17 protein-coding genes are annotated in these 18,438 nt (G+C 55.3%); 10 read left to right on the top strand and 7 right to left on the bottom strand.

The features are described from left to right. Positions 1 to 27: 27 nt before the first annotated feature. The 9 genes from SH248x_RS05415 (at position 28) to SH248x_RS05455 (ending at position 11,244) form a co-directional block, all read left to right on the top strand. Complete coding sequence (locus SH248x_RS05415; protein WP_459557495.1) at positions 28 to 1,788, top strand: NADH-quinone oxidoreductase subunit G; 1,761 nt, start codon at positions 28 to 30, stop codon at positions 1,786 to 1,788. Then, positions 1,785 to 2,954, top strand: coding sequence for a complex I subunit 1/NuoH family protein (gene nuoH / locus SH248x_RS05420; RefSeq protein ID WP_459557496.1), 1,170 nt, complete (start codon positions 1,785 to 1,787; stop codon positions 2,952 to 2,954). Before SH248x_RS05415 ends, nuoH begins: the two co-directional genes overlap by 4 nt. Continuing rightward, complete coding sequence (locus SH248x_RS05425) at positions 2,951 to 3,526, top strand: NuoI/complex I 23 kDa subunit family protein (protein ID WP_459557497.1); 576 nt, start codon at positions 2,951 to 2,953, stop codon at positions 3,524 to 3,526. Before nuoH ends, SH248x_RS05425 begins: the two co-directional genes overlap by 4 nt. A 96-nt stretch (positions 3,527 to 3,622) precedes the next feature. After that, positions 3,623 to 4,381, top strand: coding sequence for an NADH-quinone oxidoreductase subunit J family protein (locus SH248x_RS05430; RefSeq protein ID WP_459557498.1), 759 nt, complete (start codon positions 3,623 to 3,625; stop codon positions 4,379 to 4,381). Between the two features lie 18 nt (positions 4,382 to 4,399). Next, on the top strand, positions 4,400 to 4,885 hold the full coding sequence (gene nuoK, locus SH248x_RS05435; RefSeq protein ID WP_459557499.1) for an NADH-quinone oxidoreductase subunit NuoK: 486 nt from the start codon (positions 4,400 to 4,402) through the stop codon (positions 4,883 to 4,885). A gap of 37 nt (positions 4,886 to 4,922) precedes the next feature. Beyond that, positions 4,923 to 6,875 carry a proton-conducting transporter membrane subunit gene (nuoL, locus tag SH248x_RS05440; protein ID WP_459557500.1) on the top strand — a complete coding sequence of 651 codons (1,953 nt, stop codon included), beginning with the start codon at positions 4,923 to 4,925 and terminating at the stop codon, positions 6,873 to 6,875. Positions 6,876 to 6,936: 61 nt separating this feature from the next. Further along, a complete protein-coding gene (locus SH248x_RS05445; protein WP_459557501.1) occupies positions 6,937 to 8,604 on the top strand; it encodes a complex I subunit 4 family protein in 1,668 nt (555 codons plus the stop codon). After that, positions 8,601 to 10,040 (top strand): NADH-quinone oxidoreductase subunit N, encoded by a 1,440-nt coding sequence (locus tag SH248x_RS05450; RefSeq protein WP_459557502.1) that lies wholly within the window; start codon positions 8,601 to 8,603, stop codon positions 10,038 to 10,040. Before SH248x_RS05445 ends, SH248x_RS05450 begins: the two co-directional genes overlap by 4 nt. 280 nt (positions 10,041 to 10,320) lie before the next feature. Continuing rightward, positions 10,321 to 11,244, top strand: a complete 924-nt coding sequence (locus SH248x_RS05455) for an undecaprenyl-diphosphate phosphatase (RefSeq protein ID WP_459557503.1) — start codon at positions 10,321 to 10,323, stop codon at positions 11,242 to 11,244. Positions 11,245 to 11,269: 25 nt separating this feature from the next. On the opposite strand, the gene SH248x_RS05460 is transcribed toward SH248x_RS05455, so the two are convergent. From SH248x_RS05460 to SH248x_RS05490, 7 genes are all read right to left on the bottom strand, one after another. Then, on the bottom strand, positions 11,270 to 12,220 hold the full coding sequence (locus tag SH248x_RS05460) for a hypothetical protein (protein WP_459557504.1): 951 nt from the start codon (positions 12,218 to 12,220) through the stop codon (positions 11,270 to 11,272). After that, a complete protein-coding gene (locus tag SH248x_RS05465; RefSeq protein ID WP_459557505.1) occupies positions 12,221 to 12,754 on the bottom strand; it encodes an ExbD/TolR family protein in 534 nt (177 codons plus the stop codon). It abuts the gene before it with no gap. Position 12,755: 1 nt separating this feature from the next. Beyond that, positions 12,756 to 13,208 (bottom strand): ExbD/TolR family protein, encoded by a 453-nt coding sequence (locus SH248x_RS05470; RefSeq protein ID WP_459557506.1) that lies wholly within the window; start codon positions 13,206 to 13,208, stop codon positions 12,756 to 12,758. Positions 13,209 to 13,227: 19 nt separating this feature from the next. Further along, complete coding sequence (locus SH248x_RS05475; RefSeq protein ID WP_459557507.1) at positions 13,228 to 14,010, bottom strand: MotA/TolQ/ExbB proton channel family protein; 783 nt, start codon at positions 14,008 to 14,010, stop codon at positions 13,228 to 13,230. A gap of 215 nt (positions 14,011 to 14,225) precedes the next feature. Next, positions 14,226 to 14,936, bottom strand: coding sequence for a biopolymer transporter ExbD (locus SH248x_RS05480; RefSeq protein WP_459557508.1), 711 nt, complete (start codon positions 14,934 to 14,936; stop codon positions 14,226 to 14,228). A gap of 9 nt (positions 14,937 to 14,945) precedes the next feature. After that, positions 14,946 to 15,431: an ExbD/TolR family protein gene (locus tag SH248x_RS05485; RefSeq protein WP_459557509.1), complete on the bottom strand. Its 486-nt coding sequence runs from the start codon at positions 15,429 to 15,431 to the stop codon at positions 14,946 to 14,948. Positions 15,432 to 15,526: 95 nt separating this feature from the next. Next, positions 15,527 to 16,171 carry a MotA/TolQ/ExbB proton channel family protein gene (locus SH248x_RS05490; RefSeq protein WP_459557510.1) on the bottom strand — a complete coding sequence of 215 codons (645 nt, stop codon included), beginning with the start codon at positions 16,169 to 16,171 and terminating at the stop codon, positions 15,527 to 15,529. 357 nt (positions 16,172 to 16,528) lie between these two features. Here SH248x_RS05490 and SH248x_RS05495 point away from each other — a divergent pair, with 357 nt between their 5' ends. Then, positions 16,529 to 18,430 (top strand): preprotein translocase subunit SecA, encoded by a 1,902-nt coding sequence (locus SH248x_RS05495; protein WP_459558587.1) that lies wholly within the window; start codon positions 16,529 to 16,531, stop codon positions 18,428 to 18,430. Positions 18,431 to 18,438: the final 8 nt, after the last annotated feature.

An 18,438-nucleotide genomic window follows, 5' to 3' on the forward strand; every position in this document is an offset into this window, starting at 1 on the left:
CCTCAGAATCACCAGAAGGACGTCGTCGTGCCGAGTCTGTTTATCAACTCCGTTGAAATCGAAGTGCAGCCGAAGGAAAATATCGTTCAGGCGGCTCGTCGTGCCGGAGTTGAAATTCCGCATTACTGCTGGCATCCGGATCTTTCCGTTGTTGCCAGTTGCCGTATGTGCTTAGTGGAAGCAGGGACAAAGAAGGAAGACGGCACGGTTGCCATGCAGCCTCGTCTCGTTCCCGCCTGCCAAACTCCAGCGACGCCAAACACCGTCGTCGTCACCGATTCGCCCAAGGTCAAGTCGTCTCAGGCCCAGACACTCGAGTACCTGCTCCTCAACCACCCGCTTGACTGCTCCATCTGCGATCAGGCCGGTGAATGTTACCTGCAGGACTACACCTATCAGTTCGGCAAGGCCGAAAGCCGTCTCGACGAGCCGAAAGTTCAACGACAAGACAAATACTACATCGGCGAACAGATTGCACTCTTCACCGATCGCTGCGTCATGTGTACCCGCTGCGTCCGCTTTACTCGCGAATACAGCGGGACAGCGGAGTTGTTCGTCACGAGCCGTGGTAGCGTCGAAGAAATCGAAGTCCTCCCGGGCCAGCCATGTGACAACAAACTCGCCGGTAACGTCGTCGACCTCTGCCCGGTCGGTGCCCTCTGCAGCAAGGACTTCCTGTACAAGAAACGTGTCTGGTGGCTGAAGAGCGCCGACAGCGTCTGCCAGCTCTGCAGTACCGGTTGCAGCATCAAGGTCGATCAAAGCGAAAGCAAAGTCGAACGGGTCCGCCCACGCGAGAACCCGCAAGCTCAAGGCAGCTTCATGTGCGACGACGGCCGGTTCGGCTGGAAGTTCGCACAAAGCGAAAACCGGATTCGTGCTCCGCGCATCGGGCGGACTGCAAATCCTCATGTCGTCTCTCCTCAACTGAGGACGATCGGAGTCCCAACAAATACTGTCGAGCAATACTCGATGTCGGCTGCTCAAAACACTCCAGTCACGACGGCGACAATCTCTGACCTGACTTTCACTGATCCTTGGCCCGGCGTGATTAGTCACCTGCAATCGGTCCTAAAGCAAGCCGCTCAGGATCATCCGGCCAAGACGCTCGCTGTCTTCTCGCCGTTCATGACCTGCGAAGAAGCCTACCTGCTGGCGGATTATCTCAAGAAGACGAATCCGAAAATCACGCTGGCGATGGGGCCTGTCCCTCTCGTTGGTGAAGACGATACCTATCCCAAAGGCCCGAAGGGTCAATCGCCTGCTGCCGAGAAAACTCGCTTTACGATTCGTGCCGAAAAAGCACCGAACCGACTCGGCGTCGAAGCCGTGCTCCAGCACTTCCAGAAGTCGATTGTCAACGACGAGCAATGGCTCTCTTCGATGGAACTGAATCCTTACGAGACCGTCCTCGTCGTCGGCAACTCTCCAGCCGAATGGCTGAATGATGACACCGTCAGCAAACTCCGTCGTGCGGGCACGCTGATCGTTGTCGACATTCTCGAAAACAATCTGACTCAGGCAGCCGATGTGGTGGTTCCGGGTGTCTCCTTCGTCGAAAAAGAAGGGACCGTCGTCAACCATGCAGGTCTGGCTCAAACCTTCCATCCCGCGATTCGTTGTTCCGATGGAACACGTCCTGATGCGAGAACCTACATGGAATTGAGCGGACGCTCGGGCCTGTACCACGGACCAACCATCCGTGCAGAAATGGCGGGCGTCATCCCGGCATTTGCGGCCTTTGAAACCGGGGAACTGGGCGAACTCGGAAAGCGAGTGTTCTCATGACGATCGATTGGAATTTCCTCTGGCCTCTCGGTGCAGCGATGGTGATCGTCCTCGGATTCGTTCCGGTGGCAGGTCTGTATATGACATTCATCGAGCGCAAGCTCGCTGCTTACGTGCAGGATCGCGTCGGGCCAAACCGCGTCGGACCGCTCGGCTTGTTTCAGTCGATCGCAGACGGGATCAAGATCTTTCTCAAAGAGCAGGTCATCCCGTCACACGTTCACAAGTCTGTCTACCTGTTCGCTCCGACGATCGGCCTGATGTGTGCGATGCTTTCGATTGCTGTCGTCCCTTACGGTCCGGCCAACGCAGAGCCAGGGCCTGGTTTTCGTGCGATCATTGCCCCGGGTGTTGATATCGGGATCCTCTTTCTGCTGGCGATTTCGAGTCTATCTGCTTACGGGATCATCCTCGGCGGTTGGGCCTCGAACAACAAATACAGCCTTTTCGGTGCCACCCGCGCCTGTGCTCAGTTTATCAGCTATGAAATCCCCATCGGCTTGTCACTGCTCGGGATTATTGCGATGACCGGCAGCCTGAATATCGAGAAACTCGTCGCGGCTCAAGGTGACGGGATCGTCAACTGGAACTTCTGGTGGCAGCCACTGGCGGCCCTGATCTTCTTCGTTGCTGCACTGGCGGAATCGAACCGACTTCCTTTCGACCTTTCAGAGTGCGAACAGGAACTCGTCGGCGGTTTCCACACGGAATACAGCGGAATCAAGTTCGTGCTGTTTGCTCTTGCGGAATACACCCACCTTGTGACGGTCAGCTTCCTGACGGTTCTGCTCTTCTTCGGCGGCTGGCATTTCCCCGGCTTGACGGGTCCCGTTGATGCAACGGTCGCTGGCTTCCTGATTCGCTGGGTGGTCCTCGCGGTCAAAGTCTCGCTGGTGGTGGCCTTCATCATGCAGCTTCGCTGGACACTGCCTCGCTTCCGTTACGATCAACTCATGGGACTGGCCTGGAAGGGTCTGATTCCACTGGGCATTCTGAACCTGCTGGGACTGGTGATTGTTCTGACCTTCGACGCCTCACGCTGGTGGATGACGATTCTGTCGGTCGCGATCCTCGTGCTCAGCGGCATGGCCAACGTCACCATGGCACAAAAACGCATTCAACGCAAAGCAGCCTCTCGCATGGCGATGGAGACTCAATACTCATGACGACCGAGAACAAGAAAAAGACGGTCCGGTTCGCTGAGCCTCCGAAAATCGGCCTGAGCGAAGCCCTGTATCTGCCTGCTATCGCAGCCGGGATCGCGACGACCGTTCGTCACATGTTCCATAAGAACCAGACTCGCCAGTATCCGGAAGTCGAGCCTGAGATTCCCAAGAACTACCGCGGCGTTCACCGTTTGAATCGCGATGATCAGGGACGCGTCAAATGCGTCGCCTGCTTCATGTGCCAGACCGCCTGCCCTGCTAACTGTATCGAGATTGAAGCGACAGGAACCGACAAGAACGATCCCGCCTGGGCTGATCGCGACAAGTTCCCGAAGACCTTCGTCATTGATGAACTCCGCTGCATCTACTGCGGCATGTGCGAAGAAGCCTGCCCGGTTGATGCGATCGAACTGACAAGCATCTATGACCTGACGGGCATGACCCGGCAAGAGATGATTTTCGATAAAGAGAAACTGCTGAGTGTGTTCGACGAAACGGTTCAAACCGGGAAAGATCCCGTGAGAACAGTCCGCGGCCAACTCGGCCCGGCTTCCGAGAGACTGTCGAGTTAACGCAAAGTCCTGACAGTCTTGCGTTGAAAGCTCGTACGACGTTTCCCTATACTCCTGCCTGACGACGATAGAAATTCAAAGAAACCGGTCGACGGAATGAACGTTTCCCTCCTTAGCGATGCGACGACAATGCTCCTGCTGGCGACACCGGAAATTCTGATTCCGGTGATCCTTGGCGGCGTGAGCTTGTATCTGCTGCAGATCGGCATGGGACAGGCACAGACGAAATTCAAGCTGGCGTTGGTCGGGCTGGGAATCGTCCTGCTGCTTGGTTCATTCGCGTTCCATTTCATGGACTCTGCACCAACGCTTCCCAAGGCGATGCAGCTGGCGTTCGGGATGCTGTCTGTCTTCGGAGCTGTGGGACTGTTGAGTTTCCGTGAGCCGATCCATGCGGCTTTGGGATTTGCAGTCGCAGTCCTTTCGACCGCAGGCATTTTCCTGCTGCAAGCGGCTCCGTTTATTGCTGCTTCGACGATCATCGTCTATGTCGGGGCCACGATTATCATCTTCCTGTTCGTGCTGATGTTTGCCCAGAGTACGCATCCGCAGATCCAGGACGTTCGTCTGACATCGCCGATTCTTGCAATCTTCGGGGGCATGCTGTTGCTGCTGATGATCCAGGGGGCGATCTCGACCTTGCCGATTGCTGCGATTCCTGAACGTGCCCCTCAACGAGTGGTCGATCTGGGACGCGTGATGTACACGGATTATCTGTATGCCGTCGAGATCGCAGGCACGCTGCTGCTGATCGCGACCGTCGGAGCGATCTCGCTTGGTCAGAAAAAGCGGGTTAGTCGATCGACGTCACCTGTGTCATCACTCACTCCTCCTGCCTCCCAACGCCCTCTTTGACCTGGAGTCGCAAGACGCGTGAACGAGTTAACTTTACAAGCCCTGTCGTTCGGAGCCCTGCTGTTTGTGCTGGGTCTGATTGGCTTTTTGACCCGACGTAACCTGATTCTGATGTTCCTGTCTTTGGAACTGATGCTTTCGGGAGCCTCGATCAATTTCGCAGCCTTCGCCTGGCATTCCGGTAACGTCCAGGGCCAGTTTTTTGTCATCCTGATTCTGACGGTCGCCTCCTGTGAAGCGGCTCTCGCGCTGGCGTTGATCGTCAGTCTGTTTCGTCTCAAGACCACTTTGGACGTCAAATCCTGGACGACCCTGCGAGAGTACACACCGACGTCAGAGGCAACCGAGATCCTCATCGATCCCGAGACCGAGAAGTTCCCGGAACTCTCGCCCGCCGGTCGCGATCCGATGCTCCGTCCTGCTCCGATGCTGGTCGAAACGACGAAGTCGATCGACGCTCGTCCGGTTCGACATGTTGACCATACCAATTCCCACCTGACCTGACGCATCCGTCGCAAGCGCCGCAAGGAACGCTTTGGATATGAACTACCTCGCCTGGCTGATCCCTCTGGCTCCCCTCGTCGCCTGCCTGCTGTGTACTGCGCTGGGCTTGATGGGCAAGGGAAAGTCGACTGCAAATCTGGTGGCCTGGGCGGGGTTGGGAGTCGCATCTGTTGTCTCCCTGCTGCTGCTGTTCACGGCGACCGTTGCACCGTCGGCGCTGATTCTGCCTGGATACCAATGGATCGACATCGGGCACATCAACGTCCGCGTCGACCTGCGACTGGATACGATTTCGCTGGTTCAGATCTGCGTTGTTACCTGCGTTTCTTTCCTGGTTTCGATCTACGCTGCGGGTTACATGCACGGCGATCCCGGCTATCCGCGTTTCTTCGCTGCCTTCAGCGGCTTCGTCTTCGCGATGTCGATGCTGGTTCTGGCGAACAACCTTCTCATTCTTTACGCCTTCTGGGAAGGGGTCGGTCTTTGTAGCTACCTGCTCATCGGATACTGGTACCAGCGACCTGCAGCAGCCAAAGCCGCGTACAAAGCTTTCGTCGTGAACCGAATCGCGGACTGTGGATTCCTGATCGGCATTCTGACCCTCGGCTACGGCGTGAGTCTGACTCGTCCGGAACTGTCGGTTGTTGAACTCCTCAACTTCGATGTCATTTTCCAGGCCGTTCCGCAACTCGCCGCACAACAACCCGCTCTCCTGACACTGGTCGGCTTCATGCTGCTGATCGGTGCGATCGGTAAGTCGGCTCAGTTCCCGTTCCACGTCTGGTTGCCAGACGCGATGGAAGGTCCGACGCCGGTTTCTGCTTTGATTCACGCGGCGACGATGGTGACAGCCGGGGTTTTCCTGCTGGCTCGTATGTCTCCACTTCTGACGGAAACACCCGAGGTCCTGATCACTGCCGGGTGGCTCGGTGCGATCACCGCCATCATGGCTGCGACGATTGCCCTGTATCAGCACGACCTCAAGAAGGTTCTGGCCTATTCAACGGTCAGTCAGCTCGGTTACATGTTCCTCGCGATTGGAGCAGGAGCCGAACACGGCGTGATCGTGTTCGCCGTGACTGCGGCCATGTTCCACCTCCTCACACACGCCTTCTTCAAAGCTCTCCTCTTCCTGGTTGCGGGGAACGTCATGCACGCCATGGGGGACGTGATTGACATGCGAGAGTTTGGCGGTCTGAAGAAAGCACTTCCCAAGTCGCATTTGCTGTTCCTCATCGGGGGTGCTGCCTTGGCTGGGATTCCTCCACTGGCTGGTTTCTGGAGTAAGGACGGGATTCTTGCTCTCCTCGAAAGCCATCTGGAAAGTCCGGAATATGGCTTCACGTTTAAGATCTGGCTGGCGATCGGCTTACTGACTGCCTTCCTGACGTCTCTTTACACCTTCAAAGCCTTCTTCCGCACCTTCTATGGTGAAGAACGCTTCCCGGAAGCGGCTGGGCATCACCCACATGATGCGACCTCCATGATGTTCCTGCCTCTGTGGATTCTTGCCATCGGCAGCGTGATTGCAGGGATGGCATTCGGTCCGACTGAGATGCTTTTCAAATACATCTCTTCGAACACTTTCCTGCCGACACCGGAAGCTCATGCTGCCCACGGTTATGGGCTGTTGATTCTCTCGAGCCTGATCGCCGTCGCTGGTGCACTTATTGCCTGGTGGACGTTCAAGCCTGCTCGCAAGAAATCCAAAGCCGACGTCACACCACGCGGCTTTGCAGGGTTCGCTTACAACAAATTTTATATTGACGAACTTTATGCGGCGGTCTTTGCAGAGTCTCTCGTCCTACTGAGTCAGTTCGTTTCGCTGTTCGATCGCAAGGTCGTCGATGGCGTTTGGCGCGGCGTGACTGGTGGATTGGCTTCGACGGGCAAAGTCATTCAGCTTCGTCAAGACGGTCGCCTGCAGGGTTACGCCATCGGTATGGTCGCTGGGGCAATCGTCCTGCTGGTCATCGTTTGGGGTACCTGATCTATTTCTTACACACGGTGGAAAATCGAGTTCGCTCAATCATCGTCTGGATAACGGTTTTATGGCATTTTTACTTCCTATTTTGATCCTGATTCCGCTCATCAACGGAGCGGCTCTGCTCTGGACGTCCGGGTCAAAACGGGAAACGACCGAAGTTTCCACGGGCTGGCCGTTCATGACGGCTGGGCTCACGCTGGCTGCTGCGGTCCTCCTGATGTATCAGGTTTGGGTCGGAGCGGTCACACCATCTGCTGACCAGGTCATCAATCCCACTGTCGTTTATGCACCGGAATGGTTCCAGATCCAGCTCGGCTCACTTGCTCCGCTGAAGATGTCACTGGGTGCTGATGGTATTGGTGCCTCTCTGGTTTTGCTGACAACACTGGTCACCCTCTCCGTTTTGATGTATGCCTCGCTGACTGTTCGCAAGAACTTCTCTGCCTACGCTGGCTGGACATTGCTGGCGGAAGCGGGGCTGTTGCTGGTGTTTCTGGCGATGGACTTGCTGTCGTTCTACGTCGGCTTTGAATGCGTCCTGATTCCCCTGTTTGCCCTGATCGTCCTGTGGGGGAACGACAATCCACTGGTGGCTGCCAAGCGTTTCATCCTTTACACCCTCGCCGGTAGCTTGCCGATGATGGTGGCGTTGATCGCGATCATCGTGAAGTACAAGATGCCAGACGGCTCGTTCACGATTCTCCTGACCGACCTCTCTGCCAACGCCCTCGCTGCGATTCCCAAGGAAACGGCTGCGTCGCAAGCAGGCATCTTTGCCCTGTTGGTGCTCGGTCTGGGGATCAAGATGGCATTACTGCCGCTTCACACCTGGCTGCCTGCAACCTACAAAAGCTCGCATTCAACTACGTCGGCTCTGCTGGCTGCTGTTGTGTTGAAAATGGGACTGTTCGGGTTCCTGCGACTGGCCCTTCCGCTGACTCCGCTAGCCTGTCTTGAATACGGCCCATCGGTCATTGCAGGCCTTGGTGCACTGGCCATTGTCTACGGCGGAGTGGCTGCGTTTGCACAAAAAGATCTGCGGCTTCTGCTGGCTTACAGCAGTCTGAGCCACGTCGGCTTTATCACGCTCGCCCTGTTTGCACTGACGTCAGTCGGGTTCCTTGGTGGCTCGCTGCAGATGTTCAACCACGGCGTGACGACGGCTGCGATGTTCCTGCTGATTACCAGCTTTGCGGCTCGACGCGGAACATTCCAACTCGATCAAGGTCCGCTCGGATTAGCCTCCCAATTTCCTCTCTTGAGTGTGACGCTGGTCTTCTTCGTCATGGCTGGTATCGGAATGCCGATGCTCAATAACTTCGTTGGCGAGTACCTGGCGCTGGCTGCAATTTATGAGAAGTCCTCTCAGTTCGCTGTCATCGGTGCGTTTGGAATTATCATTGGCGCCTGTTACAGCCTGAATCTGGTGAAGATCCTGCTCTTCGGAACTCAAAACGAAGAGTCTTCCGGTGATAATCCCGAAGTGACTCTGACTGGTGATATGACGACACGAGAAGCGTTGCCGATGGTTGTGCTCGCGGTTGTGTCGCTGTTTATTGGTGTGTTCCCTCAGACTGCCACGACTCCTCTGCGAGCTGATGTGGAAGGTCTGACGAATGTTTACAAACGTATTGAAGGTAATGCTGCTTTGGCCGCCGGTGAGCGTGAGGCTGATGGCAACCTGGCGTATTCGGCGACTGAGAGCCCCTTAGCTTCAAAGGTAATGCAATGATCGCTTCGATAATGCCCGGCGTTGCTTTAATGGCTGCCGGACTCCTTCTTCTCATTCTGGGAATGTTCTCCAAGACCGCCTACAGCGAGTCTTCGGAGACGTCATCGAAGACATCCGGTGATCTGTTCGGCTGGATCTCATTCCTCGCGATCGCGATCATCTGGGGCGTCTGGGCATCATCGGCCAGTTCGACGACCGTAGCAGCCGACGGCCTGTTCCGACAGGACTTCGTCAGCTACTGGGGGACTCACCTCTCCATGCTCGCGGGTGCTCTGTTCGTTCTGATTGTCCACGGCACGACTCCTCGACGCTTCGCGTCGGAATTCCATGGCTGCTTGCTCCTGCTTCTCTCGGGCCTGATTGTTCTTGCTGCCGCCAATGACTTGACCACTGTCTTCCTGGGGCTGGAACTTGTCAGTATCCCGACCACAATCCTGCTCGCGATGAGCCGCGATGACAAAGCCGGTCTCGAAGCCGCTCTCAAGTATTTCTCGTTGAGTGCATTGGCATCGTCGCTGTTCCTGATGGGGGCTTCGTATTTGTATGGCATCGCCGGGACCACCTCACTCGACGCGATTGTCGCTGCTGCGACGTCCGAAGCCGCTGGCCCGATCCTGCCGCAAGTTGCGATGGTTCTGATCCTCGCCAGCCTGGCATTTCGTATTACCGCGGTCCCGTTTCACTATTATGCACCCGACGTCTTCACGGGAACTTCGCTGCCGATGGCTTCCCTGATGGCGATGATCCCCAAGATCGCCGGTTTCCTCGCGATGATTCGGCTCCTCGGCGGCAGCACGCTCGAAGTGATGCCGACCTCAGTTTACGTCAGCCTGGCCACACTGGCGCTCGTCACCATGATTGTCGGAAACGTGCTGGCGCTTGTTCAAGTCGACGTCAAACGCCTTCTCGCCTATTCCAGCGTCGCACATACCGGCTATCTGCTCCTCGGAGTTCTGGCCTGTCTGACACTCAGCACCTCGCCTGGCGTCGTGATGATTTACCTCGCGGCTTATCTGGTCATGACCGCTGGCATCTTCGGCGGCTTGAACACGATCACGGGCGATCCCAAGGTTGCACTCTCTCTCAATGATCTCCAGGGCATGAGCTCACGCCGACCATGGATCACGTTCGCGATGACGATCTGCCTGTTGAGCCTCATCGGCGTTCCACTCACTGCTGGTTTCTGGGCGAAGTTCCAGATCCTGCTGACCGCAGTGACGGCATCCAACGTCCTGCTCAGCACCTCGGCAGTCGTAATGACAGTCACCGCAGCGATCGCAGCCGTCTACTATCTGACGATGATTTCGAAGCTGTATACGGTGTCTGAATCTTCCGTCGCGACACAGTCGGTCGTCAACGTCCGAATGTCTGCTTTGGCCTGCGTCGCCTGCTCGGCTCTGCTGGTCGTCTGGTTTTTCCTACCCCTGAAAGTCTGATTTCCGCAGATGACGTGAGTTGAGACGCTTTCTCAACTCACAAATGATGGCTGATGTTTACTGCCACAACTGCGAGAAATACGTAAAAACAGATCTGCTCCCGCGCCTGATTCTCGGAAAAACAACGCTTCGGGGTTTGCAACGCTACCGCCAATAGTCAAGCTGTTGTCTGCATCCCGACTCCCTGACCTGATTCATCCAGACGGATGAGGTCACCTGACCGGAGAACCCGCGTTCGAATCGCCGATCAGCGTGATCACAGCTTTGGAAATGACTTCAAATGCGATTCCTGACCACCTTGCTCTTCACACTCTGCCTGACAACCTCGGCTATCGCACAAGAGACGTCAGCAGAAACGTCTCCAGCTCCTCATAAGCCCGGCCTGCCCGTCTGGGAAGCTGTCCTTCTGGGAGTTGTCGAGGGTGCCACCGAATACCTCCCGGTCAGCTCCACGGGGCACCTCGTCCTGGTGCAGCATGCGTTAGGACAGGCGGAAACTGCTGAGAAGAAGGCAGCGGATGATGCTCTCGCGATTTGCATCCAGAGTGGTGCTATTCTCGCTGTCGTCTTCCTGTATTTCGGACGACTTCAATCGATGTTCCGAGGCGTCTTTGGCGGCGATCTGGCCGGGCGTCGGTTGTTCGTGAATGTGGTGATTGCGTTCCTGCCGGCTGCGGTGATCGGATTGATTCTGCGTCACAAGATCAAAGAATACCTGTTTGGTCCTGAACCGGTTGCCTGGGCACTTCTGGTCGGCGGCATCCTCATTCTCGCGGTTGCGAATACGATCGTGAAAAAGGGGGAAGCCAGCGGCAAGGAACTGGCGGACCTCAACTGGAAACAGGCGTTGATTATCGGCTTTGCCCAATGCGTTGCCCTGTTTCCCGGCTTCAGTCGCAGCCTGGCGACCATCCTGGGAGGTTTATGGGCTGGCTTGAAGTTGTCTGCCGCCGTCGAGTTCAGCTTCCTGCTGGGATTCGTCACGCTGACGGCTGCGACGGTCCTAGAAGCCAAGGACAGTGGTGGAATCATCATCGAGCAATTCGGCATTGTCTCGCCGATCATCGCGCTAGTCGTCGCCTTCGTCGCGGCTGTCCTGAGCATCAAGTTTATGATCAAACTGCTTAACAGCTACGGGTTATCGCCGTTTGGTTATTACCGCATCGCGCTGGCGGTTGTCTGCTTCTGGCTGATCTGGCGTTAACGGCTCTACTCTGCTGCAATCTGGCCTATTCTTTGATGTCGAACTGAAACGGATCATTCGGGCCGTCATTGTCCGTCGATTTGCCAGGACTGGAGCCTTCTTGCATCCAAGTCAAATCCTCAGTTGACGCCGAGAGGGTTCTGCGTGGCGGCTTGGATTGCCATCGACTCCACATGTAACCGCCCACGAGCAACAATGTGATTCCTGCCACGATGTAGAACCAGGTTTCGTCCAGTGCTTCAGACACATTCTCCCGGGAACCAGAATTGAGGCCTGAGGCATGCAATCGACCGATCATCAGCGGAGCGCCGCGGTTTTTGTCATAGGCCGCATATGCCATGATCTTCAGAAAATAGCCTGAAAAGTCGGCGTCGACTTCAACTTCGTTTCCGACCGGAAAACCCGGTGGAAGTTCAGGCACGACGACGACGTAGGGGAATGAGCGCGACAGGTCACTCCATCCCCAGACTTCATAAATGTCCTTGAGCCCGACAGGGTTGGCAGGTGCGTCGTACTTCAGAACACGACGAACATGCAGCCGCAGATTGATCAGCTTGCCCCGGTAACTGCCGGGCTTCTCCCACAATGCGGAAACGGCTGGCTCGGGTTGGGCGCGAGCGTGCATTTCAGAAAACGGCTGAGCACAGCTCCAGACCATGAACTGCCAGTAAGTATCCATCTCATGACCGCGGAGTGGCGTGCGGTCAGTAATCAACGACTTCTTGGAATCAAACTCGGTGATCTCCTGTTCGTCGAGATCGGTGACACCATCGATGAGGATGGGTTTGTCATTCTGATCGGTGGGCGTCGTCGTGACCACAGCCGCTTGTGGTTGATCGTCGGCAAACCATTTCCAGGTCTCGGGCCGACTGATCGAGTTGTAGAGCATCCACAGGACACCGAGCAGCAGGATCAGCGAGAAGGCGCGAGCCGCTGTGATCGAAGATCCAAATGGACGGGCTATTCTGCGTCGCATCTACTCAGTATCCGGATTTAGCAGATCAACGAACGAAATTCGAAGCAGCGGTTCACCGTTCGCCAATTTCTGCTGCGTGCAAACGTCAATCACTCTCATCAGATTGTCGTATCTGAGGCGTTTATCCACAACCAGTTGTACGCGCTCAAAGTCAGAATCGGGACCAAAAAACGCGCCGATTGAAGTGCTCAATGTATCGAGTTTCTCAGCCGTCAGCTTGCCTTTGACGACAAACTGGGATCGCGAGCCGACGGCAATTCGTGAGATATCTCCACTACCGTCCGAAAAGAGATAGAGATCGAGCTTGGTCAGAAATGCTTCGTTGACGCCCTGACCCTCGGTGTTCTCTTTGTCGATTTCCTGCGCGACGTTGGTCAGAGGAACCGGCGGCGGCATGTGAAGTTGAAGGTGTCCTTCAATCGGGGCAGGGCGGAACGTCAGGATGAAGAATGCCAGCAGCTGGAACGCCATATCGAGCATGGCGGCGAGATTGATCTCGACTTCGGAACCGCCTCGTTTTTTGCGTCGACGCATGTTATTTGCCCTCCTCGCCGCGAGTCATAGCGCTCAGCGCGAAGTGAACAAAGCCATTTTCCTGACACAGTCGCATGACGGCATCCAGTTTTTCATAAGCCACCGACTGATCGGCACGGAGGACGACTGGTGACTTGATTTCTTCTTTGCTGTTAATGTCCTGCCCCATGCGAGTCCGGTAAATCTTGGCTTCGTTCGAGATGAAGGTCGCAGGATCAATCTCCTGACCGTAAGCCATGACCTGGCCCGCAGAGGTGATGTTGAGAAGCAATGGCTCTGTCTGCCCCTGATACTCCAGCGGCCGGGCAGAACCCAAGACGGGGAGTTGCAGTGACATATCCATCGCTGTCCCCTTGAAGTTGATCACAAGCATGAAGAATGTGATCAGCTGGAAGACCATGTCGAGGATCGGAGTCAGGTTCGGACCATCGCTGCCTGAATGACTAGCTGACATGAGATTCTCCTGTTGAATATCATTCAGCGGTCGGTTTGGCGCGAGAGGCCAGGTAAACCCGACGAACAAAGTCTTCAGAGATCGTCATCGCCTGGACTGTCAAAACCGAGACCCGGTTTTTGAAAACGGCGAAGAAGAAGATCGCAGGAACGGAAAGCGCGACCCCTTCAAAGGTGACCAGAAGGGCCTCGGAAATACCACCCGCGACTTCGCTGGCTTTCAACTGAGTTTCCGACATCGCGATCACCGAGAAACTCGCGATCATCCCCTTCAGCGTTCCCAGCAGTCCGATCATCGGGCCCAGCGAGCCAATGACTGCGAGCATACTGATGCGTTTTTCCATGTCGACGGTGATCACTTCGCCCAGACGGTCGATCGATTCCCGCGATTCAGAGATGCCGGACGACAGCGATTGCATCCCCGCTGCGATCAGTTGACCCGTCTCACTGTCATCCGCTTTTGCTGTGTTATAAATCCCCTGATAGTCCTTCTTTCCCAGCAGGTCATTCAGCTTTTGCATCAGCTCCGAAGGGACAATTTTCTCCGCCTGAAGATCGACGAACAGTTTCGTAATCAATGCGACGAAGTAAATTGATATCAGAAGCAGCAGGCCACCGATCCATCCGGACGTTTCCGCGATCCAGAACAGCATGTTCTTTTTCTTGGCAGGCGGGGCTTCTTCTGCTCCGGCGGCAGCTTCTGGAGCAGGCGTCTCAGCAGGCTGAGCAGCGGCTTCGGGAGCGTCTTGCGCATAAGATCTGGAGACGAACGAGAAATGAGGAAAGATGAGAAGGCAGGACATCAATCCTAGGAAAAGATGCAGTCGCAGTTGGGACATCGGATGCCTTTGGGAGACCGAGTCTGTTCGATCTTGATGAAGAGGACAGGTCTGTTTGATGTGGTAGAAACACGCAACGGGAAAGAGTTTTCTTATCCGTCTAAGTCTGTTTGATACACTACGCCAGAAGTTCGATGAATTCAAGGGCGCCTTAACGGGTTCGAGACGATGCCGTTCGTCTAATCTTCGATGACATCCGTCACAATCATTCGGACACGCGTTAACTGGGCATCGTGGCCGATATCGAGCACGCTCACCATGACGCCATGGCTGGCATTCCCGTGACCGACAACCATGAGCTTGTCAGGATGCGGAACCGAATCGCGTAGCTCTCCAATTTTGCGCCGCAATTCATTGAGTCCAAAAACTTCTGTCCCTTCGACATCGATTTGGTCGTCTTCGTCGATGTGGACAACGATGTATTCGTCGTCTTCCTCAAACTCATCGAGTGTACTTGGCTCACTGGCCTGTGCAGATGCACCCTCTGCCTGCTGGGCATCGACCTTCGGCATCGGGATGGCTGAGTCGAGGCCTTGAAACGAAGTCACCAGAAAGTAAATGAGGAGGAAAAAGACGATGTCGACCATCGCGGTCATGTCGATCAGGTCTTCGTGATCGACAGAAAACCGCACTTTGGAGAGCGGTTGTTCGGGAGGTTCTGGATGATCTTCAGAATTTTCGAGCGGGTTTTCATCGAGTGGCGATTCAAGAGGCTGATCCTCCCGTGGAGAATTCTCGATCGCCAGATCGCTGTCAGCGGTAAGCGGATTTTCGATCAGACTGGCCAACGAAATTTCATGGCTGCACTTCGGGCATGTGACCGAGACGCGCTTCTCCGGATCCGCAACGCGCAGCTTCTGTCCACATTGATCGCAGGAGAATCGCAGCATCGCAGAATGTTATTCCTTCTCCAAGACAGCGAGTTTCAGTTCGGTTCCAGCATGAGACGAGGCCCAACCGGAGACTTTCGCGATATCTCGCAGTCGTACGCCTTTCTCGGCCTTGATCAAGACAATGGTCTGATTATTTCGCAAACCGTCCTCGATAGCCGCGTTGACCTGTCTTTCCTGTTCCGCAGGATCGACGAGCCCTTTGCCACCCTTGGCTTCTCCGATGTAAATGACGCCGCCTTCGCGACCATCTTTATTCGCCAGGATGGAGACGATCACCGAGTCATCCCGATCCGCAGCGACGACGTGAGTAGCAGCGGGGAGATCGAGTTCCTCAAGAACTGCCGTGATCGTCGTGACCAGAAAGAAGATGTTCATCATGAACACCAGATCGATCATCGCGGTGATGTCGAAATTGGCTTCATCATGAGCTTTCTTTTTCGGAAGCAGCGACGTTTCTGCGGCTCCGTCAAAGAGACTTCCGGTGGAATGCATACGTTTGCGATCCGCTCATTGTTTCGAACTTGTATGTATCGTTGAGAACTCATTTGGTGCGGTTCGAAGACTCACCAGCACCCTACTTAAACGGCCTATCTGCGCGATGAACTGCTGTTCTTTGAAATGACATCGAGCAGACGGGTCAGGCTGCCGTTCATGGCTTCCTGCAGGTCCCGGAAGCGGTTGTTCAATGTGGAGAGGACATATCCGAGAGGAATCGCCGTCGCCAGTCCCATCGCGGTACAGATCAACGCGACGCTGATCTCGTCGGCGATCTGAGAAGGCTGGACCTTTTCTCCGGTTCCAATTCGACCGAAAGCCGCCATCATCCCGAGAACCGTTCCAAACAGCCCGAGCAGCGGTCCGCTCTTGATCACAGTGACGATCCAGCTGAGGCGTCGTTCGATATCGGTGAGAATTTCCCGCTGAAGTTTGCTGGTGACGAGCTGGCGGAGCAGGCTCAAATCGAGATCGCGGTTGGTCAGCATGACGAGGGTCAGGCGAGGCACGGCTCGATAATCATAGTCGCAGGTGTTGATTGCCTCATCCCAGTTTTTCTGTTTCACCAGATCGGAAACATCGTCAACAAAGGCAGTTTCGACTTCTTCATTCTTGAAACGGAGTTGACCAACGCGCCTCCAGATGAGCACGCAGCAGTAAAGTCCCCAGAGGAAGTTGATTGCCAGCAATCCGTAACAGGCATCTCCCAGCTTCTGGGCGAGTTCGTTAACCGACATACTTCTGCGGACTCCTGTTTCAACCAAGACCTCGGCGGCTATCGTGAGCGTGCACGTTGAGCTTGATCGGTTTCGAAGAGGGAGTCAATCTAAAACGCGTCAGAAAGACGACTTGCGGATTTGTTGCTTATTGTCCACCGGCTGTTTTTGCCGTCCGGATCGAGCAGGGGGGTCTGACGACATTTCAAACAGCAGAAATTTCTAAAAATGCGAAGTAGGATTTGTTTTAAGAGTCCGTCGAACCTTACAATTGTCGAGGCATGTGTTCTTGCGATCACATCCTGAATACCCCTGTTACGAATTCCTCCACGCCTCGGATACTGGCACGTCGTGCATCTTCTCAGTTACAACCAATCGATGGCTTTGAAACGACGCAGTCGTCGGTTCGTACATCAAGTGCTGCATCGAGTTGCGCAGATTGAGAATTGCTCGTCACGTGAGTTTGTCTCCATGCTGGAGAATGTCCGCGAAGAACTGCAGGACGTCACAAAAGTCGACGTGGTTCGCCCTGAAGTCTTTTCACTGGTCTATCTGGCGATCAAGCGAATTCTGGGGATCAGTCTTTTTCCCGTTCAGATCGCTGGCGGGTATTCGATCTCGACCGGCAGTATCGCTGAAATGGCGACGGGCGAAGGCAAGACGGTGACCGCGGTTCAGGCGGCTGCCATGTGGGGATTGATGGGGCATGGCTGTCATGTCATTACCACGAACGACTATCTGGCCCAACGCGATGCTGAGGAACTGCGAGATGTCTACCTATACCTTGGTTTGTCCGTCGGTTGTCTGACAGCTGAAATGGAGCCTTATAGCGAAGCTCGGCAGCTCGCTTATCAAAGCGATATCACCTACGGCACGGCCAAGGAATTCGGTTTCGATTTTTTGCGAGACCGAATGAAGCTCGGTCCAGAGACCGAATTATCCACGATTCGACGCGATCTTCATGCTGGCTATGGCTCAGGGAAATTGTGCGTTGTCCAGCGACCGCTGTTTGCCTGTCTGGTTGATGAGGCGGACAGCATCCTGATCGATGATGCCCGGACTCCCTTGATCATCGGACAGGCCAAAGAGGTCTCGAAAGAGACGCGTCACCTGCTGGCCTGGTGCCTCGAACAGGTTCGCGTCCTCGAGCGAGATGTCGACTACGTCATTGATACGCGATTCCGTCAGGCTTATATCACCGAAGTAGGCGAGCGGAAAATTGTTCTGGCTCCCAAGCCGATGTGGCTGCCGCCAACGCATCTCGATCGTCTGCTGACGTGGGTCGAACGAATGCTGACGGCGTGTTTCTGCTACCATCGAGACCAGCATTACGAAGTCAAAAAAGACGAAATCGTCCTGACGGATGCTTCCACCGGTCGCCCTCTGGAAGGCCGTAAGCTCCAGCAGGGGCTGCATCAGTGTATCGAGATGAAAGAGCACGTCGTTCTTTCCCCCGAGACCAAGACGGCTGCAAAAATCACGGTGCAGAGTTTCTTCCGACAGTATCGCTATGTTGGAGGGATGACGGGGACCGCCTGGAATGCCCGTCGGGAATTGCGCCGGATCTATCGACTGAAAACGCAGACGATTCCAACGAACCGGAAGAACCGACGGGAGACTCTACCGCCTCGCGTTTTTGTCAGTCTCAAAGCCAAGTATGTTGCGATTGCAGCGGACGTCAAAGAGCGGGTTGCCAACGGGCAGGCCGTTCTGATCGGGACGCCATCGATCATGGCCTCTGAGATGCTCGCTGAAGCACTGCACGCTCAAGGGGTCTGGCTGAGGATTCTCAACGCGCGACACGAATCGATCGAGGCAGAAATCGTCTCCCAGGCAGGTCGACCCAAGTCAGTCACGATTGCCACCAACATGGCGGGACGCGGGACCGATATCAAGTTGACGCCCGAAGTCCGGGAAGCCGGCGGACTGCATGTGATCGCGACCGAGGTCCATGCCTCAGCGCGGATCGATCGTCAGCTCGTCGGACGTTCGGCGAGACAGGGCGATCCGGGGAGTTGTCAGTTCTATGTTTCCCTTGAAGATGAGTTATTCGATCAACGACCTGTGGAAGTTCGACTTCGTCTGCTGCGTTCCGCCCGACCCGATCAGAATGGCGAATTGAGCCCGTCTTACTTTAACGCGTTCAAACGTGAGCAGCGCCGGATCGAGCGACGTGATTACAAACAACGCGGTCGGATGTTCAAACACGAACAGGAACAGCTCAAGTCGTACAAGCGACTCGGCTGGTCGTTTACCCTGGAGCATTATGAAGATGATTAAGAGTCTGT

The sequence above is a fragment of the Lacunimicrobium album genome, assembly GCF_052161635.1.
Lineage (GTDB): Bacteria > Planctomycetota > Planctomycetia > Planctomycetales > Planctomycetaceae > SXPC01.

Bases quoted from the DNA above. Each gene is read 5' to 3' on its own strand.
- nuoH (WP_459557496.1), top strand. From the start codon at position 1,785: ATGACGATCGATTGGAATTTCCTCTGGCCTCTCGGTGCAGCGATGGTG.
- SH248x_RS05425 (WP_459557497.1), top strand. From the start codon at position 2,951: ATGACGACCGAGAACAAGAAAAAGACGGTCCGGTTCGCTGAGCCTCCG.
- SH248x_RS05430 (WP_459557498.1), top strand. From the start codon at position 3,623: ATGAACGTTTCCCTCCTTAGCGATGCGACGACAATGCTCCTGCTGGCG.
- nuoL (WP_459557500.1), top strand. From the start codon at position 4,923: ATGAACTACCTCGCCTGGCTGATCCCTCTGGCTCCCCTCGTCGCCTGC.
- SH248x_RS05445 (WP_459557501.1), top strand. From the start codon at position 6,937: ATGGCATTTTTACTTCCTATTTTGATCCTGATTCCGCTCATCAACGGA.
- SH248x_RS05450 (WP_459557502.1), top strand. From the start codon at position 8,601: ATGATCGCTTCGATAATGCCCGGCGTTGCTTTAATGGCTGCCGGACTC.
- SH248x_RS05455 (WP_459557503.1), top strand. From the start codon at position 10,321: ATGCGATTCCTGACCACCTTGCTCTTCACACTCTGCCTGACAACCTCG.
- SH248x_RS05460 (WP_459557504.1), bottom strand. From the start codon at position 12,220: ATGCGACGCAGAATAGCCCGTCCATTTGGATCTTCGATCACAGCGGCT.
- SH248x_RS05465 (WP_459557505.1), bottom strand. From the start codon at position 12,754: ATGCGTCGACGCAAAAAACGAGGCGGTTCCGAAGTCGAGATCAATCTC.
- SH248x_RS05470 (WP_459557506.1), bottom strand. From the start codon at position 13,208: ATGTCAGCTAGTCATTCAGGCAGCGATGGTCCGAACCTGACTCCGATC.
- SH248x_RS05475 (WP_459557507.1), bottom strand. From the start codon at position 14,010: ATGTCCTGCCTTCTCATCTTTCCTCATTTCTCGTTCGTCTCCAGATCT.
- SH248x_RS05480 (WP_459557508.1), bottom strand. From the start codon at position 14,936: ATGCTGCGATTCTCCTGCGATCAATGTGGACAGAAGCTGCGCGTTGCG.
- SH248x_RS05485 (WP_459557509.1), bottom strand. From the start codon at position 15,431: ATGCATTCCACCGGAAGTCTCTTTGACGGAGCCGCAGAAACGTCGCTG.
- SH248x_RS05490 (WP_459557510.1), bottom strand. From the start codon at position 16,171: ATGTCGGTTAACGAACTCGCCCAGAAGCTGGGAGATGCCTGTTACGGA.
- SH248x_RS05495 (WP_459558587.1), top strand. From the start codon at position 16,529: ATGGCTTTGAAACGACGCAGTCGTCGGTTCGTACATCAAGTGCTGCAT.